This is a genomic window from Variovorax sp. P4_B10, from assembly GCF_056402375.1.
Map to the genome: position 1 here is coordinate 33,204 of NZ_JBFUHN010000009.1, position 15,161 is coordinate 48,364.

Here is a 15,161-nt window from a genome sequence, read left to right on the forward strand (position 1 = left end):
AAGAGGCGTCAGTACACCAGCTTGGCGTTCTTGCAATTCAGTGAATGCAGGTGGACGTCGGTGCGGCCGAGCTCGAGGCCCAGTGTGTTGCCGAGCAGATTGGAAATGAGACCACCGACAGAGTCGAGGATAGGCTGCAGCAACTCAAGCAATGGGCCGAGGATAGTGGAGAGCAGAGGAGTGCCTTGGGCATCCCGGCTCAGGCCGAGCAAGTTGGACACCAGATCGACAAGTCCGTCGAGGAGGCCGCCAACGATGCCATTCTGTGCAGGGGACTGAAGCGATTCGATCAGCTTCGCGCGAATACATGAAGCTGAGGGTGAACCGAAGAGAGGTGTGCATCCTCCTGGCGGAAGTGCAGCAATCTTTCCGGCCCATTCTTCCGGCATTGGAATTGGGAGGAGATTTAAAAGCCCGGGCCTGTTCCAGGTCAGGTGGTCGGCATTGAGTAGTGTCTTGATGGCACTGACATTGGTGGAGCTGCCTGCGCGGGCAATGTAGTAGTCCGCGAGTTTTGCCGCGATCTCGGGGTTGGATGCCCTGTCTGCTGGCGTATCGTCGGAGCCGGTGTTGCCGCCCAGCAGTAGCTTGAGCAACTGGTCGAGTAACGCCGTGACGGTGCTGCCGATGTTCAGCGGATTGCGGCTTGTGGTTTTCGTCTCGCCGACCGAAAGCGTGATGTCCTCGTCATAGGGAAGGGCAGGAATGGCCACCTTGCCGTTCAGTAGGTTGATGCCGAGCAGCTTGACCAAGGGCATTGTCCCGAGGTCCGTCGTGCAGACGTCGGATTTCGACCAGAGCGCGGTTGGATTGATATTTCCGATACAAGCGTTGAGGATGGGCGCCTTGACGTGAATCGTCGCCTCCGGCGGTGCTGCGTCGCAATTGATGGCGTCCAGCCGACCGAACGCGTTCACCACGTCGATCGCCATAGGAAGATGGATCTCTGTGCCCAGAGCACCGAGCAATCCGCCCAAAACCGAGCCGCTGGAATTGATGTCGAGCGCAACGCGAACTTGCGAGTTGTAGGCCTTCGTACCGACGGGGCCAATGCCAATGGAGGGCGGCTCGATGATGCGCGACTGGAGGGTGACCCCAATCGGATTCACGCCGGTGTTCACATTCACTGCGTGACCGCTTGTGCTGATCCCCACCGCCGTTGTTACCAGATCGAGCGCGTCGACTTCCGCACTCAGCGCGGACGCAGAGGTAGGCGCAGTGATCTGGGCAAAGAGGCCGCGCACCGCACTGGTTGAATCGGTCCCGAGTGGCACCGGCAGCTTGTCCGCGCTCACGCCCGCGCTGAGCAGGGAATTCACGAGACTCGTGTTGGCCGACACTAGGCCAGCTTGCCCCGCGACGGTCGCGACGGCATTGAGCAACTGGCCCAGGGTGATTTTTTCCGCTGCCAGCAGCGCATTGAGGCCTCCGACCGTCAGGTCGGTGGTAACAGGAATTCCGAGCGCCGCGAGCAGTCCGCCCGGCGTGATTTTTACGCCGGCGAGGCCGGAGTAGCACCCGCCGCAGGATCCGGAAACATCGGCGCCTACAAACTTGAGAATCGAAATCAGTGGTGCATCCGAATTGATGTCGACGAGCTTCGACCCGACGCTGAACACGGCCAGTGGTTCGTCCTTCGCTGCGATCGCGCTGACGGTCACGGCACGCACCTCATTGCCAGGCAACGAGGGAAATAGAAGCGGGGGGCGACCAATTATGGTGACGGAGAGCGCATTGATCTCGTCTGTGCCACTCAAGGTGGTACTGAAATGCGACCCCGTCGTGTATTTCGTGGGATTCCAGACGCCGCAGGTTGCAGTGAGTTCGTATTGCGAGGCGAGGAATGGCAGGTTCCGTGCCGCATTCGCCGAAGCTGCTGTCGTCGCCCCGCCGCACTCGGTGGGGCTGAGAACCTGGGCGCCCGCGAGCGCTGCGAGGTCGGCCGCCTTCTGGAGCTCTCGTTTCATATAGAACAGGTAGCCAAGTTCGGTACCCACAAGAACGACGACGAGCAGGCTGAGGGCGATTGCCGCATTGATGACGACCGAGCCAGTTTGCCGCCGGGCTGGTCCTCGATTGGATGGCTGCATTGTTCTGTCCCTGTCTATCTGGTAGCCGTAGCCTTGCCGGTCAGCTTCTCAGGCAACAAGCTCGAGGTAAGTGCGAGCGGCGGAAACAACGGATTGGCGCGATAGGGATAGGTCACCCTCACTTCGATTTCATCGGGCAGCAGGTTGACCACGGGTAGGGTCTTCATCTCTGCCCGAAGCCAGGCTTCCTTGGAGGAAAATGTTCCACCTGCGGCGGCCGGGGTAATCAACGACAGGGCCAACGAACGATAGATCGCTGTCCGGGCATTCGCTTGCAGGTCGGTAGCGGAGATGGTGCCGCCTGCGAGTTGAGCCGCTCTCGCTCCATCCTCCGCCGCTCGGGAAACTGCCTGCTGGACGTAGAGCACAGCGCTGAATGTCACGAAGCCATAGATGCCCAGGAAGAGAACACTGAAGACGAGTGCGAACTCGATGGCGGCGACCCCTCTCTGCAGGCGAGGATTCACGCGTTTCGGTTGTCGGAGGCCGGATTTCATAACGACCTCCCATCGAGCAGCATGCTGGCCTTGCCTACGATCCGGTCGGGCACGGCAAAGCTGGGGAAAGCGGGGAACAGCGCTTCTATGCCACTGACCGTGACCGTGACGACCATCTGGCAACGGTTGCTCCAGGCCGGCCCGCAGGCAGGCGCGGCTTGCTGGCAGTCATCCTCTCCGGCAATGCAGATGTTTGCCGCGACTTCCAGATTTGCTTTCAGAGATGCAGGCAACCAGCCAGAGCGATCGATCGCCACACCGCTGGCTGTGGTTTTTCTTTTGTTCAGCTCACTTTGATAGCGCAGACCGGCGCGGGCACCGTCTTCCGCTGCGTTCTGCAGGCTCATGCGCATCGTCAACAAGAAGCCGTAGCAGATGACGGCATAGAGCAGCGCAAAGACGATCAGGAACACAAATGCAAACTCGATCGCATACACGCCGCGCTGGGCGCGACCGGGCTTTGCGTGAGTGCGTATGTCCATCGCGGTTCTCTTTGCGTGGCGAGGATCGGCTCGTCGCTTACCGAGACCCGGAAGAAGAACCGCCAGCACCGCCGTTGGACTTCATCACCGTCGAACGAAGCTGCTCGGGAATCGCATGCTCGAAGCTCTTGACGTAGCGCTCATAGCTCCGGTTGGCAACGCTTCCAGCGATGGGCCGGGGTGTGGGCGATGCAATCTCTCCGCTGCGTTGCCAGGCAAGCAGGTTTTGTGTCGCATCACCCAGCAGCAGTGGTGGTGGGTCGAATTCTTCGGACTCGGCCATCTGCTTCTCTGCGGCTTGATTCTGTGCAGGCCGATCAGCGGGGGCGGCGGGTGCTGTTGCGGCCTTGGCTGTTGGGGCAGCCATTGGCGTCGCAATGGCCTTCGCTTCATCTGATTTGGCCGTATTCGCTTGCGCGAAGGCGCTCGTTGCCATGAAGAGAAGTGCAGCGGCCAAGACTGCACGAACGGGCAGCGTGGCAATCCGTTCGGTGGATTCGTGGTTCATTGTGTGCCTCGTGAGGTCGAGTTCGGAGAGAAGGGCGCTTCCGCGGCCGACGCCGTCGGATTCGTCTGGCTCGCAGTCCGCATGCCGCCCACGCTTGACCATCGCGACGGTTTGAGCGCCAGGGGCGCAACAATGGGTTCACCGCGAATTGACGCGGATGTCGTGGCAGCGACGGGTGCAGCAGCCAGTCCGCCCGGTGCACGCATCTGCAGCGCCGCTTCACGCACGGCCAGGCGTGTTGTTGCGGACATGCGGTTCGCATCCATCAGCGCTGTTGCCTGATCCCGCTGGTTGGTGACTTCCAGATAGAGCGCGAGATTGGCTTGCGCTTGCGTGCTGTCGGGTCGCAACTGCATGGCCTGCATCAGCGGCAGTCGTGCCTCCTCGATCTGGCCGGCGCGCAAGTGCGCGTAGCCCAGGTCGCTCAGCAGGAGCGCATCGGTGGGTGTCCGGCGCTGCGCCTGCGCAAGCAGCTGCACTGCCTCGGCGTAGTTGCCGCGCGTGCCCGCCAGCAGGCCCAGTCCGCGGTAACCGGCGCTCGCCAGCGGCGTGCCCAGCAGGCGCTTGTAGGCGGCTTCGGCGGGAGCAGCCTGCCCTGTCTGGCGCAACGCTTCGGCACGCGTGCGCGTGGATTCGGGCGAGACACCCCAGCGCTGTTCAAGCGCGTCGATGTGCGCGAGCGATGCAAACCACAGGTCCTCCTTCTGCATCTGTTCGACCAGCTTGAGGTACGTCGCCTGGGTGTCTACGTTCGCCCCCGCCTTCGTGTCCGCGGCCGCTTCGGCGGCCATGCGCTGTTGCGCATCGGCGCTGGCGGCGTACTGGTCCTTGAGGCCTGCGCAGCCGGTGACGAGGAGGGCCGCGGCGGCTGCAGAGCCGAAAGCCAGCATGCAGCGGTGAGCAGGACGCGAGCTCGCGTGAAGGTCGATTGGTTTCATTTGGCAGCGGCTCCCAGTGAGCGGAAGATTGCAAGGAAGGCCGGTCCTGCCGTGACGATGACCAGCGCCGGCAGCAGCGTGGTCACCATGACGGCGGTCATCTTCACGGTGATCTTTCCGATTCGTTCCTTCATTTCAGAACGCCGGTGTTCGCGCAGCCGGTCGCTGAAGATGCGCAACGGTTCCTGCACGGCGCCGCCGTGTCTGTCGACCTGCACCAGCAGGGACACGAGCCCGCGGAGGTTCTCGTTCTTGTGCAGGGTCGCGAGGCGCTGCAGCGAATGCTCGCGGCTGCGGCCACGGCTGTACTGGTTGTTGGCAAAGGTCAGCTCGTAGCCGAGCACGCGCAGCACATGCGAGAAGTCGCTGGCCATGATCTGCAGGCTCTGGTCCAGGCTCAGCCCGACGCCTTGGAGAAGGCGCAGCAAGTCGATGAACAGCGGGAGCTCCTGGTTCACCCGCTCGCGGCGTTTGGCCGCAAAGCGGCCCAGCGTCCATTTCGGTGCCATGAAGCCTATGACGAACGCGGCCGCCAGCACGATGATGACGGTGCGCTGCGGATGGCCCGCGCTCCACAGAACGTAGGCGAGAAATGGAAGAAGGAATGCAAGAAGGATGCGAGCCACCAGGAAAACCAATTGCGCCCGCTTCGAGGGAAGGCCGCACTGGTCGATGAGGTTGCGGTCTTCGTTTGCCACGAGCGCCCGGCCAATCCGCGAATCGAGCCAGTGGAACGGCAATTCGATGTCCGGCTTTGCCGGGGCGTTCAGCTCTTCGGTCGAATCGACGGAGGCCTTCGAATCGCGCGGAGCCGTCACGACCTGCTGGATGGCGCGGTCGATGACTTTTCCGCTGCGCGTGCGTCGCAATTCGGCCGCAATGAGTGCGCCAGCACCGGCCATCAGGCCCAAGGCCAACAACGCCAGACTGAAGATCGCCAGTTGATCGGGGGTGACGGTCATGCCAGTTTCGCCAACCGGTAGAGGAGCGCCGCACCGAACAGTTGAAAGCCGGCGGCAGAGAGGACCATCATGCGGCCGGTCCCATCGTTCCACATTCCCATGAAATAGCCGGGATTGGTCAGGATGAAGAAGGCGCCCACGCTCACGGGCAACAACCCGAGGATCCAGGCGGAAAGCCGGGTTTCCGACGACATGGCGAGCAGCTCGTGCTCGGCTTGCTCGCGATCGCGCATGAAGTTGCCTACGCGCTCCAAGAGCAGATCGGAGCGTCCGCCATAACGCACACCCAGGCCGAGGATGGAGGCCAGCAGGTACATCTCCTCGATGCGGACATTGCTGGCTGTCTGGTGCAGGGCGCGGTCCAGGTCCATGCCTGCGCGCACCAGCGATGCCGAGCGTTCCAGTTGGCCGCGCAACGGAGCCTCCGTGGTGGCAATCGCAAGCTGGAATGCCGCCTGCGTGGAATTGCCGATGGTGATCAGTCGCACCATCGCGTCGATGTAGGTGGGCAACTGGCCGATCAGCTTGCGGCGGAACTTCTGCAATCGCAGCCAGACGGCGAAGACTGCAAGGAGCGCCAACAGGGTGAGCGCACTCGACGCCGCAATCCAACCGCCGAACAGGCCGGCGAGCGCGCTCAGGACCACGATGGCGGCCAGGCCCAACGCGGCAGCGCGCGGCTCGATCACGCCTGTCAGCCAGCCGGGCAAGATTTTTTCAAGAAGCCCGGTGGGTGCGACAGCTGCGGCGCTTGCGTCGGTGTCGAGCCATGGGTCCGTGGTCACGCCCGTCACAAGACCGTCGCTGGGCAGATCCCGCAAAGGTATTGGCAGCGGCGCCGCAGCGGCTGTGCTGGCCAGGATCTGCTGGTTCAGATGCCGCCCCGCCGCCTGCCGTGTCTGGCGCCCCTTTGCCCATTGCCACAGCAGCAGCCCCGCGGCTGCAAGCAGCAGCGCGATGCAGGCCACCGTCAGCAGGACTTCACGCACGGTTGTCTCCCTGCTGCGCGCGTGCCAGCGACTGGCGGAAGCGCGTGATCTTGGGCGAATGCGGCGCAATGCCGAGCGATACCCAGCGGTCGCGCTCCTCGCCGTCGGGCGAGACGATCGGTTCGTAGCGGTAGAGCTCCTGCATCGCGACCACGTTGTCGTTGACGCCGGTGACTTCACTGAGCGAGAGAATGCGGCGCTGGCCGCTCGAAAGGCGGCCGATCTGCACGATGAAGTCGATGGCATTGGCGATCTGCCGGCGCAGGCTCACTTCGCTGCCCTGGTAGCCGGCGAAGCCCGCGAGCATTTCGAGCCGGTAGAGGCATTCGCGCGGCGAGCTCGCGTGGATGGTGCCCATCGAACCTTCGTGGCCCGTGTTCATCGCCTGCATCATCTCGATCACTTCGGCGCCGCGCACTTCGCCCACGATGATCCGGTCGGGCCGCATGCGCAGGCTGTTGCGCAGCAGGTCGCGGATCGAGACCACGCCCGTGCCGTCGAACCCACCGGGGCGGCTTTCGAGCCGGACGACGTGGCTGGTGCCGAGCGAAAGCTCCGCCGTGTCTTCGATGGTGATGACGCGCTCGCGCGCGGGAATGAAGGTTGCGAGCGCATTGAGCAGCGAGGTCTTGCCCGAGCTGGTGCCGCCGCTGACGAGGATGTTGCAGCGCGCACGCACGGCAATCTCCAGCAACTGCGCCATGCCTGCGTCGAAGGTGCCGAGCTTCACCAGGTCGGCCGGCGTGAGCGGCTCCTTGCGGAACTTTCGGATCGATACCGAGAGCCCGTCGATCGCCAGCGGCTCGATGATCACGTTGATGCGGCCGCCATCCGGCAGGCGCGCATCGACCATCGGATTGGATTCGTCCAGCCGCCGGCCGAGCGGCGCGAGGATGCGGCGCACGATGCGCATCACATGCTCCGCATCGGCAAAGCGCACGGTCTCGCGCTCCAGCATGCCGTGGCGCGACACGTACACGTTCTGGTAGCCGTTGATCAGGATGTCTTCGACGGCGGGATCGTTGAGCAGGTCTTCCAGCGGCCCGAAGCCTGCAAGCTCCTTGGTCAGCGCATCGGAGATGAGCTGCATCTCCCGGTCGTTGATCGGCACGCGCCGCAGGCGCACGAAGCTGTCGACCTCCAGCTCGACGAACTGCTGGATCGAGGCGCGCGACCAGCGGCCGAACTCCGCTCCGAGCTCTTCGATGCGGCTCAGCAGATGGTCGTGCGTCCAGCTCTTGATGTCCTGGAACTGCTGGGAATTGATGAACGCCTGGTCGTCGTCGGCGAATTCGAGATCGTTGGACATGGGGCGGTTCAACCTTGGCTAGAGCTTTTCCAGAAACCGGCAACTTGCGACATTCGCGCCACCCAGCTGGATTCCTTGGCCGGCGGCTGGCCCGCATCGGCCATGTATTCCTGGTTCAGCCCGCGTGCGAGGCCGGCTACGGCTTGCGAATACGCGTCGTTGCGCGCGGTGCGCACCAGCATTTCGCCGCGGCTCGCCGCAGCCAGAAGTTGCGTGCTGCGCGCCGGCAGCACATGGTGCAGCGGCAGTTCGAGCCGTTCGGCAATGTCCTTGGCCGGCAGCCCGACGTGGCCGTCGAACTTGTTGACCACCAGCGACAGCCGATCGGTATCGACGCCGCGGGTGCGCAGTTCCTTGAGCATGTTTGCCGTGGAGACGATCGCGCCGATGCTTTGGTCACACACAACCCAGCTGCGCTGGGCTGCCTTCACGGTCTGTGCGACGAAATCGAGGGTCGAGAAACCGCCCAGGTCGGCGATCTGGAAATCGTAGAAGTCGCCGAGCCGCTTGATCAGCGCCACCGAATCCGCATGCGAGATCTCGCGCACTTGCGCGAGGCTCGCGGGCAGCGGCAGCACGGCAACGCCGCTCGTGTGGTGGGCCAGTGCGGTGTGCAGCAGCGTCTGGTCGAGGCGGCGCAGGTTGCGCACGCCATCGACAAAGCTGAAGCTGCTTTGCGTGTCGAGATACAGAAGACCGTCGCGGGCCGGCAGCCCGAGATCGAGCAATGCCACGCCGCGGCGCGTGTTGCGGCCATGAGGGGGCGTGGTTGCCTGGGACGGTTGGTCGTTGAGCATCAGCGACAGGCTGGTCGCGAGCGTGGTCACGCCGATGCCCGGTCGGGCGCCGAGCAGTGCGAGCGTGCATCCGCGGGCGCGGCTCTGCAGGCTGCTGTGACGATCGAGCAGTTTGCGCAGCGTGTTGATCGCATCCGTTGGCGGTGCGCTCATGTCCACGAAATCGTCCACGCCGGCACGCAATGCGGCGAGCATGGAAGCCGGCTCGACCGACACGCCCGTCGCCAGCACCGGCAGCGTCGGCCACTCGCGCTTGAGGCGCTGGTGAAGTTCGCTGGCCGCGGTGGCATGGTCGCCCGAGAAATCGAGAAAGACCGCCGCCGGACCGAGCAGGGCGATGCGCTCGTCGATCGACTTGGCCTCGGGCGGAAGAATCACCACCGTGCCCAGCCGGCCGAGCGCATCGGTCAGCCATGTGATGTGGCTGCTGTTCGGCGATGCGAAGAGATAGGTCTCGGCACCGGTCTCAGGGAGGCTGTCGCGTGGAGCGTTCATGGCATCGGTCCCCGGCTTTGTGTAGCTTGTTTCCGTCAACGCGAGAAACCCGGGACCGTCGTGCCTGAAGCCGGCCCCAGCAGATGCGCGCGCCACACGGGGCCGTCGCGTTGTTCGGCACCACCGGGGAGGTACGGACCGAGATCCGTGCCGCGCGCGATCGGTTTCACCAGGTGCGGCGTGACGAGGATCACCAGTTCCTTCTCGCTCATCTGGTATTTGTTCTGCTTGAAGAAGGCTCCGAGCACCGGGATGTCGCCGAGCAGCGGAACCTTGTCGGCGTTGGAGGTCGTGGTGCGGCTCACGAGGCCGCCGATGATGAAGCTCTCGCCGTCGCCGAGTTCCACCGTGGTGTCGGCGCGTCGCGTGCTGATGGCGGGCACGGCGACACCGCCGATGCTGAGCGAGTTGGTGTAGTCCAGGTCGCTGGCCTCGGGTGCCACCTTGAGCACGATGCGGTCGTTCGACAGCACGGTGGGCGTGAGCGTGAGGCCGATGCCGAAGGGCTTGTATTCGATGCTCGTGGTGCCCAGGCCCTGGGGCGCGGGCACGGGCAGTTCGCCGCCGGCCAGGAAGCTCGCGCTCTGGCCCGACAGCGCCACCAGCGTCGGTTCGGCAAGCACGCGGGCCATGCCATTGCCTTCGAGGAAGCCGACATTCAGGCCGATGCCGGCCTTGCCGAAATTGAACAGGAGGCTGAAGGCCTGCGCGAGCGGATTGTTGTATTCGCCGCTGATCGCGCCGTTGGGAGCGAACGACGCCGAGCGCAGCGATGAGGGCGTGAAGACCCCGAAGCTGAAGCCGTTGGAATTGGCGCGGGTGCTGAAGATGTTGAGGCCGGCCTGCTTGAGCACGCTGCGGTTGAACTCGACGATCTTGACCTCGACCTGCACGGTGTTGCTTCGCACATTGACGACGGAGCGGTCGATCAACGCCGATTTTTCTCCGCCGGCCGACATGGCCGCATCGCGCGCCTCCTGGTGTGCGTCCATGCTGTTGAGCGAACCGTTGAGCGTGGAGGTGCGGCGCCGGACTTCGAGCGCATAGACCGTCGCGGCCGACTGGCCTTTTTCCCAGACCATGAGCGTGGTCCGGCCCRCTGCCTTGCCGGTGACGATGAGGCGCGCGGCCGGCGAGTTGGGCGATTGGCGGGTGAGCGCAACACCCGCCACCGTCTCGTCGGCGATGGCCATGCGCTCGATGCCTTTGCCGATCAGCAGCTCCTTTTGCGTGCCTGCATCAAGGCGCAATTGGAGCGCAGGGCGTGAGGACGTCGCCTCTGCTGCATCGGCCGCTGCGGACGCCACAGGCCAGACGCCCGGCGCCAGCAGGCACAGCACTGCGAGTGTTGGACGCAGGGGACGTGCCGGGCCGGTTGTTTTCGCGCGGAAGGCGATCGTCATGGTGTTCGTTTCCTGCGTGGCGTGCATGGGCTTGCCACTTGTTGCTGATCAGTAATTGATGGTTTCGGTGCGGTCGCCGCGGATGACCTCGACCTGAAGCCCGCCACGGGAATCGCCGGTGCGAGCCGTCGGAGTCCGCACGGCAGCGACGGTCGGCGCGCGCGAGGCGCCCGGCTTGCCGCCGGTCACGAAATCTGCCGTGGTGACGCCGGCCTGCGCGCGGTCCAGACCTTCGAGTTGCGGGCGACGCGGTTCGCCGGCTTTCGGCGGAGGCGGTTGCAGGGCGGCGGGCAACTCGGCAAAAAGCTTCGGATCGGGTTCCGACATGTCGGCGGGGTTGCGCAGCGCCAGCAGCAAACGGCCGCTGTTCTCGGCGAGCGTGAGCCTGTTGATATCGTCCACCGGCACTGCGAGCACAGCGGTCCGGGCTGGTTCGGCGCGCTGGGCCTGCTGTGCTGCGCCGTTCTTGTCCATCCCGGAAGGCAGGCCATCGACGGAGGCGCTGCCGTAGGCCAGCACGCGCTTGCGCGACAGGAGCAGGCGCGCCTGGCTGCGGTCGATGTCCTTGCCGTCGGCCTTGAGCATCAGGAAGACATCGACGAAGTCGCCGGGCCGGACCTTGTTGCCCACACCCATGGTCTCGTCGGTCTTGATGGCGACCGCACGCTCGCCTTCGGTGACGCGCAGGGCCAGACCGGAAGCGAGCTGGCCTTCGAGAAGCGGCGTGCCTTCGCCCAGGTCAATCACGGGCACACGCCCAGCGAGCGGTGCGGTGTCCCGGAAGGCACCCACAGGGTTGATCGTCAGGCGTTCGATGCGCAGCGCGTCGGCCGGAATCGCCTGGCCCGCGGGCAGCGGCTTGGCCGCCACGACCACGGGGAAGGTCTGCGCCTGGGCGGCCTTGCCGGGACCGGCGACTGCGGGGGCGACCGCAATGGGCGGTGGGGGCTGGCGGCTGAGCATCCATGCATAGCCGCCGAGCGCGAGCGCCAGGAGCACGAGGACGGCAGCGATGATTTTGGTGAGATTGATCATGGGCGGCGTGTCGAGGGAGAAGCAATTCAAGAGCTATCGATGAACAGCCCGTGGTGGCGGGGCGGCTAGCCGCCCTGTCGACCCCAAACCATCCACACCGCGGCGCCCAGCGCGAGATAGGCCGCATAGGGAACAAAGCGAACCCGGGTCGGCGATGGGTTGCCATCTGCCGGGGACGGTGGCCCGAAAAGCACGAGCGAAAGCCGGGGGGAAACAGGCCAGCGCTGAAGAATCAGCCAGAGCGCGGTATGCAGGCCGGCAAGGAAGCTGCCGATGAGCCAGACGGGGAGCAGTGCCGAAAGGCCGACCCACAGTCCAAGCGCTCCGGCGAATTTCACGTCGCCGGCTCCCATGACCCCGAAAGCGTAGAAAAGCAGAAGGAAGCCAAAACCCAGTCCCGCACTGAGCAGGGCGGCCGTCCAGTCGTGCTCGACGGGCCCCGCCCCCAATGCCAGTGCCGCGAGAGCCAGGGAGGCGCCTGCGAGCACGAGCCAATTGGGGACGCGGCGTTGCCTGAAGTCATAAGCGGCAATGAAAAGCAACCACATCAAATACGCTGATGTCATTGCTTGCGCCGGCACTTTATGCAGCGGCGGTTGCGAGGGATGATTTGATGCTGTTCCAAATGCTTTCCAGGCTGGCACCTATTCCGCCAGTGCCGGTGATGGCCGTAATCATCACAACCGAAATCAACCCCGCAATAATTCCATATTCAATTGCAGTAGCACCTTCTTCATCGCGCAGAAAACGAGCAATAGAACTGAGCATGATTTAACCCTTTAAGGTAGTGTTAACAAAGGCTTGCAACGTGGATGTTATACAGCGTAACTCCGTGTATCAACAAGAGAAACCCGAGGAGATGAGGTCCTTGGTGTGCTAGTGCGAAAGAGATAGCAGGATGCCGGCCAGCCCCCTGCCACCCGGGCCCAGGTCGCCCTGGTCAGGTCTGTTTGCAATCGCGAGATAGATTCTTCCCTCTGTAAACCGCGTCGAACCTCCCATGAAGATGGGAGGGGGTGTTACGGGGGCTCGTAACGCGCGGAAAGGGAGTGTTACGGGAACGTAGGCGTTACGTGTTACGTGACACGGATACTCCGAGGCGAGTTGTAACAGCGAAGAAAGGTACCCTGCGTGCGCAATAAATCACGAATTCAGGGTGGTGACCTCGTCACCGAGAGGGCATCAGCCCAGGATTTCTTCGTGGAAGAGCTTCCACTCGCTGCCTTGGCGCAGCCAGTACTGGCGCCGTGTGCGCCCGCTCTTCTCGCCTTCGAAGACTTCTCCGAAGGTGGCGACCATGGTGTCGTCGCCGTCGCGCCAATGCAGGTACGACATGTCCTTGAATTGCACGCGCTTGCCCTGCGCGTATTCCACTTCGTCGCGGGGCGCGGAAATACCGTCGATCGGTTTTTTGCTGTTGCGCTGGAAATCGGGCAAATAGAATTTCTTCAATTGCGCTTCATTGCCGCTGGCTCTCGTATCTTTCCAGGCGGTCATTGCACTGGTAAATGTCTGGGCTTCTTTTTCGGCCTGCGGCTGCGAAATCCATTGCAGGCTGCGCGCGGTGACCACCGGCGTGGCGCCGATCTGCACCTTGCGCAGCAGCTGCTTCAGGTCGGGGTTGGCCATGACCACGCAGCCGTCGCTGGCCAGCGGCGCCCGCGCGAACTGCTGGGGCGGGGTGCCGTGCAGCCAGATGCCACCGCCGGTCTTGCCGCGCCGCACGTCGTACGGGTTGGGGTAGTTGATGGGCAGGGCGCCCGCGCCGTAGAAATCCTTCAGCGACTTCGGATCGAGGCTGCTGGTGATGTAGTACACGCCCAGCGGGGTGCGCGCATCGCCCTCGGTGACCTTGTCGGTGCCCGACTTGCCGACCGAGATGTAGTAGTCGGCCACCAGCTTCAGGCCCTTGTCGGAGTTCTCGAGCAGGTACAGGCGCGAGCGCGAGGCGTCGACGGCAATGGCGTAGCGGCTGCGGGTCGAGAGCGAAAGGAACTGCGAGGGCACGGCGCCCGCGGGGGGCCTGTCGCGCAGGGCCTGCAGGCGGCGGCGCGATTCCTCGTGCAGTTCGGCCATGGCCGGATTGCCGCGCAGCCGCGCGATGCCTGCCGTGTCGGGGAGGGCGTTGGTCGGCGGCACCTGCGCCGCGAGCAGGTCGCCGTAAACGAGCTGCGCGAGCTGGAAGTTCGGATAGTCCCGCACGAGGTCGCGGGCCTTGGCCAGCGCGGGGCGGGCCTGGCCGCGGCCAAACAGTTCGTAGACCGAAATCAGGCGGGCTTCGGCGCTGCTGGCTTCCTGGATGGAGGCTGCAGATGCCGCCTTGTGCGCGGGCTTGGCAGCGGCAGCGGCGGTTCGGGTCTTCGCCGGCAAGGCTTTCCTGCCCTGGGCATGGGTCTTGCCGGCCTTGGCGCTGCTGGCGGTTTTTGCGCTGCCCGGCTTGTTCGATGCGTAGGCGGCAGCGGGTGCCGCTAGCACCAGCGCCGATGCGGTCATCAGCGCTGCGAGCATGTGCCCGCTCCGGCGGAACGGGGGATTCTGAAGCCGGCCGCGCCGGACGATGTCTGCCACTAGCCGCCGACGCTTTCCTTGCGAATGTGCCATTGAGTGCCGCTGCGCTGCATGTCCAGCGTCTTCCGGCTCGAGATGTTGAGGTTGTCCGCGCGGTAGACCTGGCGGAACCTGGCCGTGGCGTTCTGTCCGTCGACCTTGATCACGAGGTTCTCGATGTTCACGCTGATGCTCGACTTGCCGGCGATGCGGGCGCGGCGGTCTTCTTCCCAGCTCTTGCGGCTCTGTCCGCCGCCCGGGACGAAGTCGGCGCCGTAGGCGGCGAAGTAGCGGTCCATGTCCTGGCCGGCCCAGGCCGAAGCCCAGCCGCGAACGGCCGATTCCACCTCGGCGGTGGAGGCGGGGGCCGGCGCAGCGGCGGTTGCCGGCGCCGGGGCTGGCGCCGCTTCAGGCGCCTTGGCCGGAACGGCGACAGGTGCGGGCGCAGCGGCCACCTTGGCGGGGGCGGGTGCAGGTGCCGGCGTGGGAGCTGGCGCCTTCGCAATGGGTGCCGCTGCGACCGGTGCCGTGGGCTTGGCGCCCGGCGGCGTCGGTGTGAAAAGGGTGCGGATCACGGCCAGCTTGGGCTGCACCGCAGTGTTGTTCTGGTCGAGCTGCAGTGCCTTGCTGTAGGCCTGGCTGGCCAGCCGCGCGTACACGTCGCCGAGGTTTTCCTGGGCGGTGGCGTAGCTCGGGTTGGTGCGGATCGCGCTTTCCAGCGCGCTGCGTGCCTTGTCGAACTGGTTCTGGCTCGCGTAGATCACCGCGAGGTTGTTGTACGGCTCGGGCAACTCGGGGGCATCCTGCGTGAGTTGCGTGAAGGCGGCGATGGCCTCGGTGCGCTTGCCGGTGTCGAGCTGGATCACGCCCTTGAGGAAGCGCATCTGCGGATCGCGCGGCTTGTCCTTCAGGAAGGCATCGGCCTTCGTCAGGGCCTCGTCCAGCTTGCCGGCCTGCATGAGGCGGTCGACTTCATCGTGCTCGGTGGCGGCCAGTGCCGGAAGCGCCACGCCGCAGGCCGCAACGGCCAGGAGCAGGGCTCGCACGGTGGGGGAGAAGCTGAAACGGGCACGAGGCCGGGGGCTCTTGGGCATTGCGGACGAGGCCTC

At 64.6% G+C, this 15,161-nt stretch carries 15 protein-coding genes; all 15 read right to left on the reverse strand.

All coding sequences use genetic code 11. The annotated features are described in order from the left end of the window. Nucleotides 1-8: 8 nt before the first annotated feature. Nucleotides 9-2,090, reverse strand: coding sequence for a pilus assembly protein TadG-related protein (locus AC1DXX_RS06715; RefSeq protein ID WP_478133395.1), 2,082 nt, complete (start codon nt 2,088-2,090; stop codon nt 9-11). Between the two features lie 14 nt (nt 2,091-2,104). Then, complete coding sequence (locus tag AC1DXX_RS06720) at nt 2,105-2,587, reverse strand: TadE/TadG family type IV pilus assembly protein (protein WP_478133396.1); 483 nt, start codon at nt 2,585-2,587, stop codon at nt 2,105-2,107. Continuing rightward, nucleotides 2,584-3,069, reverse strand: a complete 486-nt coding sequence (locus tag AC1DXX_RS06725; RefSeq protein WP_478133397.1) for a TadE/TadG family type IV pilus assembly protein — start codon at nt 3,067-3,069, stop codon at nt 2,584-2,586. Before AC1DXX_RS06725 ends, AC1DXX_RS06720 begins: the two co-directional genes overlap by 4 nt. A gap of 37 nt (nt 3,070-3,106) precedes the next feature. Next, nucleotides 3,107-3,577, reverse strand: a complete 471-nt coding sequence (locus AC1DXX_RS06730) for a DUF3613 domain-containing protein (RefSeq protein WP_478133398.1) — start codon at nt 3,575-3,577, stop codon at nt 3,107-3,109. Next, nucleotides 3,574-4,515 carry a tetratricopeptide repeat protein gene (locus tag AC1DXX_RS06735; protein ID WP_478133399.1) on the reverse strand — a complete coding sequence of 314 codons (942 nt, stop codon included), beginning with the start codon at nt 4,513-4,515 and terminating at the stop codon, nt 3,574-3,576. Before AC1DXX_RS06735 ends, AC1DXX_RS06730 begins: the two co-directional genes overlap by 4 nt. After that, nucleotides 4,512-5,477 (reverse strand): type II secretion system F family protein, encoded by a 966-nt coding sequence (locus AC1DXX_RS06740; protein WP_478133400.1) that lies wholly within the window; start codon nt 5,475-5,477, stop codon nt 4,512-4,514. The genes AC1DXX_RS06735 and AC1DXX_RS06740 overlap by 4 nt, the downstream gene beginning before the upstream one ends. Then, a complete protein-coding gene (locus AC1DXX_RS06745) occupies nt 5,474-6,466 on the reverse strand; it encodes a type II secretion system F family protein (protein ID WP_478133401.1) in 993 nt (330 codons plus the stop codon). Before AC1DXX_RS06745 ends, AC1DXX_RS06740 begins: the two co-directional genes overlap by 4 nt. Beyond that, entirely contained in the window at nt 6,459-7,775 is a 1,317-nt protein-coding gene (locus tag AC1DXX_RS06750) for a CpaF family protein (protein ID WP_478133402.1), read from the reverse strand. Before AC1DXX_RS06750 ends, AC1DXX_RS06745 begins: the two co-directional genes overlap by 8 nt. An 8-nt stretch (nt 7,776-7,783) precedes the next feature. Continuing rightward, nucleotides 7,784-9,067 (reverse strand): CpaE/TadZ family protein, encoded by a 1,284-nt coding sequence (locus tag AC1DXX_RS06755; protein WP_478133403.1) that lies wholly within the window; start codon nt 9,065-9,067, stop codon nt 7,784-7,786. A 35-nt stretch (nt 9,068-9,102) separates the two neighbouring features. After that, entirely contained in the window at nt 9,103-10,470 is a 1,368-nt protein-coding gene (locus tag AC1DXX_RS06760; protein WP_478133404.1) for a type II and III secretion system protein family protein, read from the reverse strand. Between the two features lie 48 nt (nt 10,471-10,518). Further along, nucleotides 10,519-11,505, reverse strand: a complete 987-nt coding sequence (gene cpaB / locus AC1DXX_RS06765; RefSeq protein ID WP_478133405.1) for a Flp pilus assembly protein CpaB — start codon at nt 11,503-11,505, stop codon at nt 10,519-10,521. 65 nt (nt 11,506-11,570) lie between these two features. Then, nucleotides 11,571-12,071 (reverse strand): A24 family peptidase, encoded by a 501-nt coding sequence (locus AC1DXX_RS06770; RefSeq protein ID WP_478133406.1) that lies wholly within the window; start codon nt 12,069-12,071, stop codon nt 11,571-11,573. Between the two features lie 16 nt (nt 12,072-12,087). Continuing rightward, nucleotides 12,088-12,273: a Flp family type IVb pilin gene (locus AC1DXX_RS06775; RefSeq protein WP_478133407.1), complete on the reverse strand. Its 186-nt coding sequence runs from the start codon at nt 12,271-12,273 to the stop codon at nt 12,088-12,090. A gap of 414 nt (nt 12,274-12,687) precedes the next feature. Beyond that, nucleotides 12,688-14,106 carry a L,D-transpeptidase family protein gene (locus AC1DXX_RS06780; protein ID WP_478133408.1) on the reverse strand — a complete coding sequence of 473 codons (1,419 nt, stop codon included), beginning with the start codon at nt 14,104-14,106 and terminating at the stop codon, nt 12,688-12,690. Beyond that, nucleotides 14,073-15,146, reverse strand: coding sequence for a YybH family protein (locus tag AC1DXX_RS06785; RefSeq protein WP_478133409.1), 1,074 nt, complete (start codon nt 15,144-15,146; stop codon nt 14,073-14,075). The genes AC1DXX_RS06780 and AC1DXX_RS06785 overlap by 34 nt, the downstream gene beginning before the upstream one ends. Nucleotides 15,147-15,161: the final 15 nt, after the last annotated feature.

Bases quoted from the DNA above. Each gene is read 5' to 3' on its own strand.
- cpaB (WP_478133405.1), bottom strand. From the start codon at position 11,505: ATGATCAATCTCACCAAAATCATCGCTGCCGTCCTCGTGCTCCTGGCG.
- AC1DXX_RS06720 (WP_478133396.1), bottom strand. From the start codon at position 2,587: ATGAAATCCGGCCTCCGACAACCGAAACGCGTGAATCCTCGCCTGCAG.
- AC1DXX_RS06740 (WP_478133400.1), bottom strand. From the start codon at position 5,477: ATGACCGTCACCCCCGATCAACTGGCGATCTTCAGTCTGGCGTTGTTG.
- AC1DXX_RS06750 (WP_478133402.1), bottom strand. From the start codon at position 7,775: ATGTCCAACGATCTCGAATTCGCCGACGACGACCAGGCGTTCATCAAT.
- AC1DXX_RS06780 (WP_478133408.1), bottom strand. From the start codon at position 14,106: ATGGCACATTCGCAAGGAAAGCGTCGGCGGCTAGTGGCAGACATCGTC.
- AC1DXX_RS06770 (WP_478133406.1), bottom strand. From the start codon at position 12,071: ATGACATCAGCGTATTTGATGTGGTTGCTTTTCATTGCCGCTTATGAC.
- AC1DXX_RS06730 (WP_478133398.1), bottom strand. From the start codon at position 3,577: ATGAACCACGAATCCACCGAACGGATTGCCACGCTGCCCGTTCGTGCA.
- AC1DXX_RS06785 (WP_478133409.1), bottom strand. From the start codon at position 15,146: ATGCCCAAGAGCCCCCGGCCTCGTGCCCGTTTCAGCTTCTCCCCCACC.
- AC1DXX_RS06755 (WP_478133403.1), bottom strand. From the start codon at position 9,067: ATGAACGCTCCACGCGACAGCCTCCCTGAGACCGGTGCCGAGACCTAT.
- AC1DXX_RS06715 (WP_478133395.1), bottom strand. From the start codon at position 2,090: ATGCAGCCATCCAATCGAGGACCAGCCCGGCGGCAAACTGGCTCGGTC.
- AC1DXX_RS06735 (WP_478133399.1), bottom strand. From the start codon at position 4,515: ATGAAACCAATCGACCTTCACGCGAGCTCGCGTCCTGCTCACCGCTGC.
- AC1DXX_RS06775 (WP_478133407.1), bottom strand. From the start codon at position 12,273: ATGCTCAGTTCTATTGCTCGTTTTCTGCGCGATGAAGAAGGTGCTACT.
- AC1DXX_RS06725 (WP_478133397.1), bottom strand. From the start codon at position 3,069: ATGGACATACGCACTCACGCAAAGCCCGGTCGCGCCCAGCGCGGCGTG.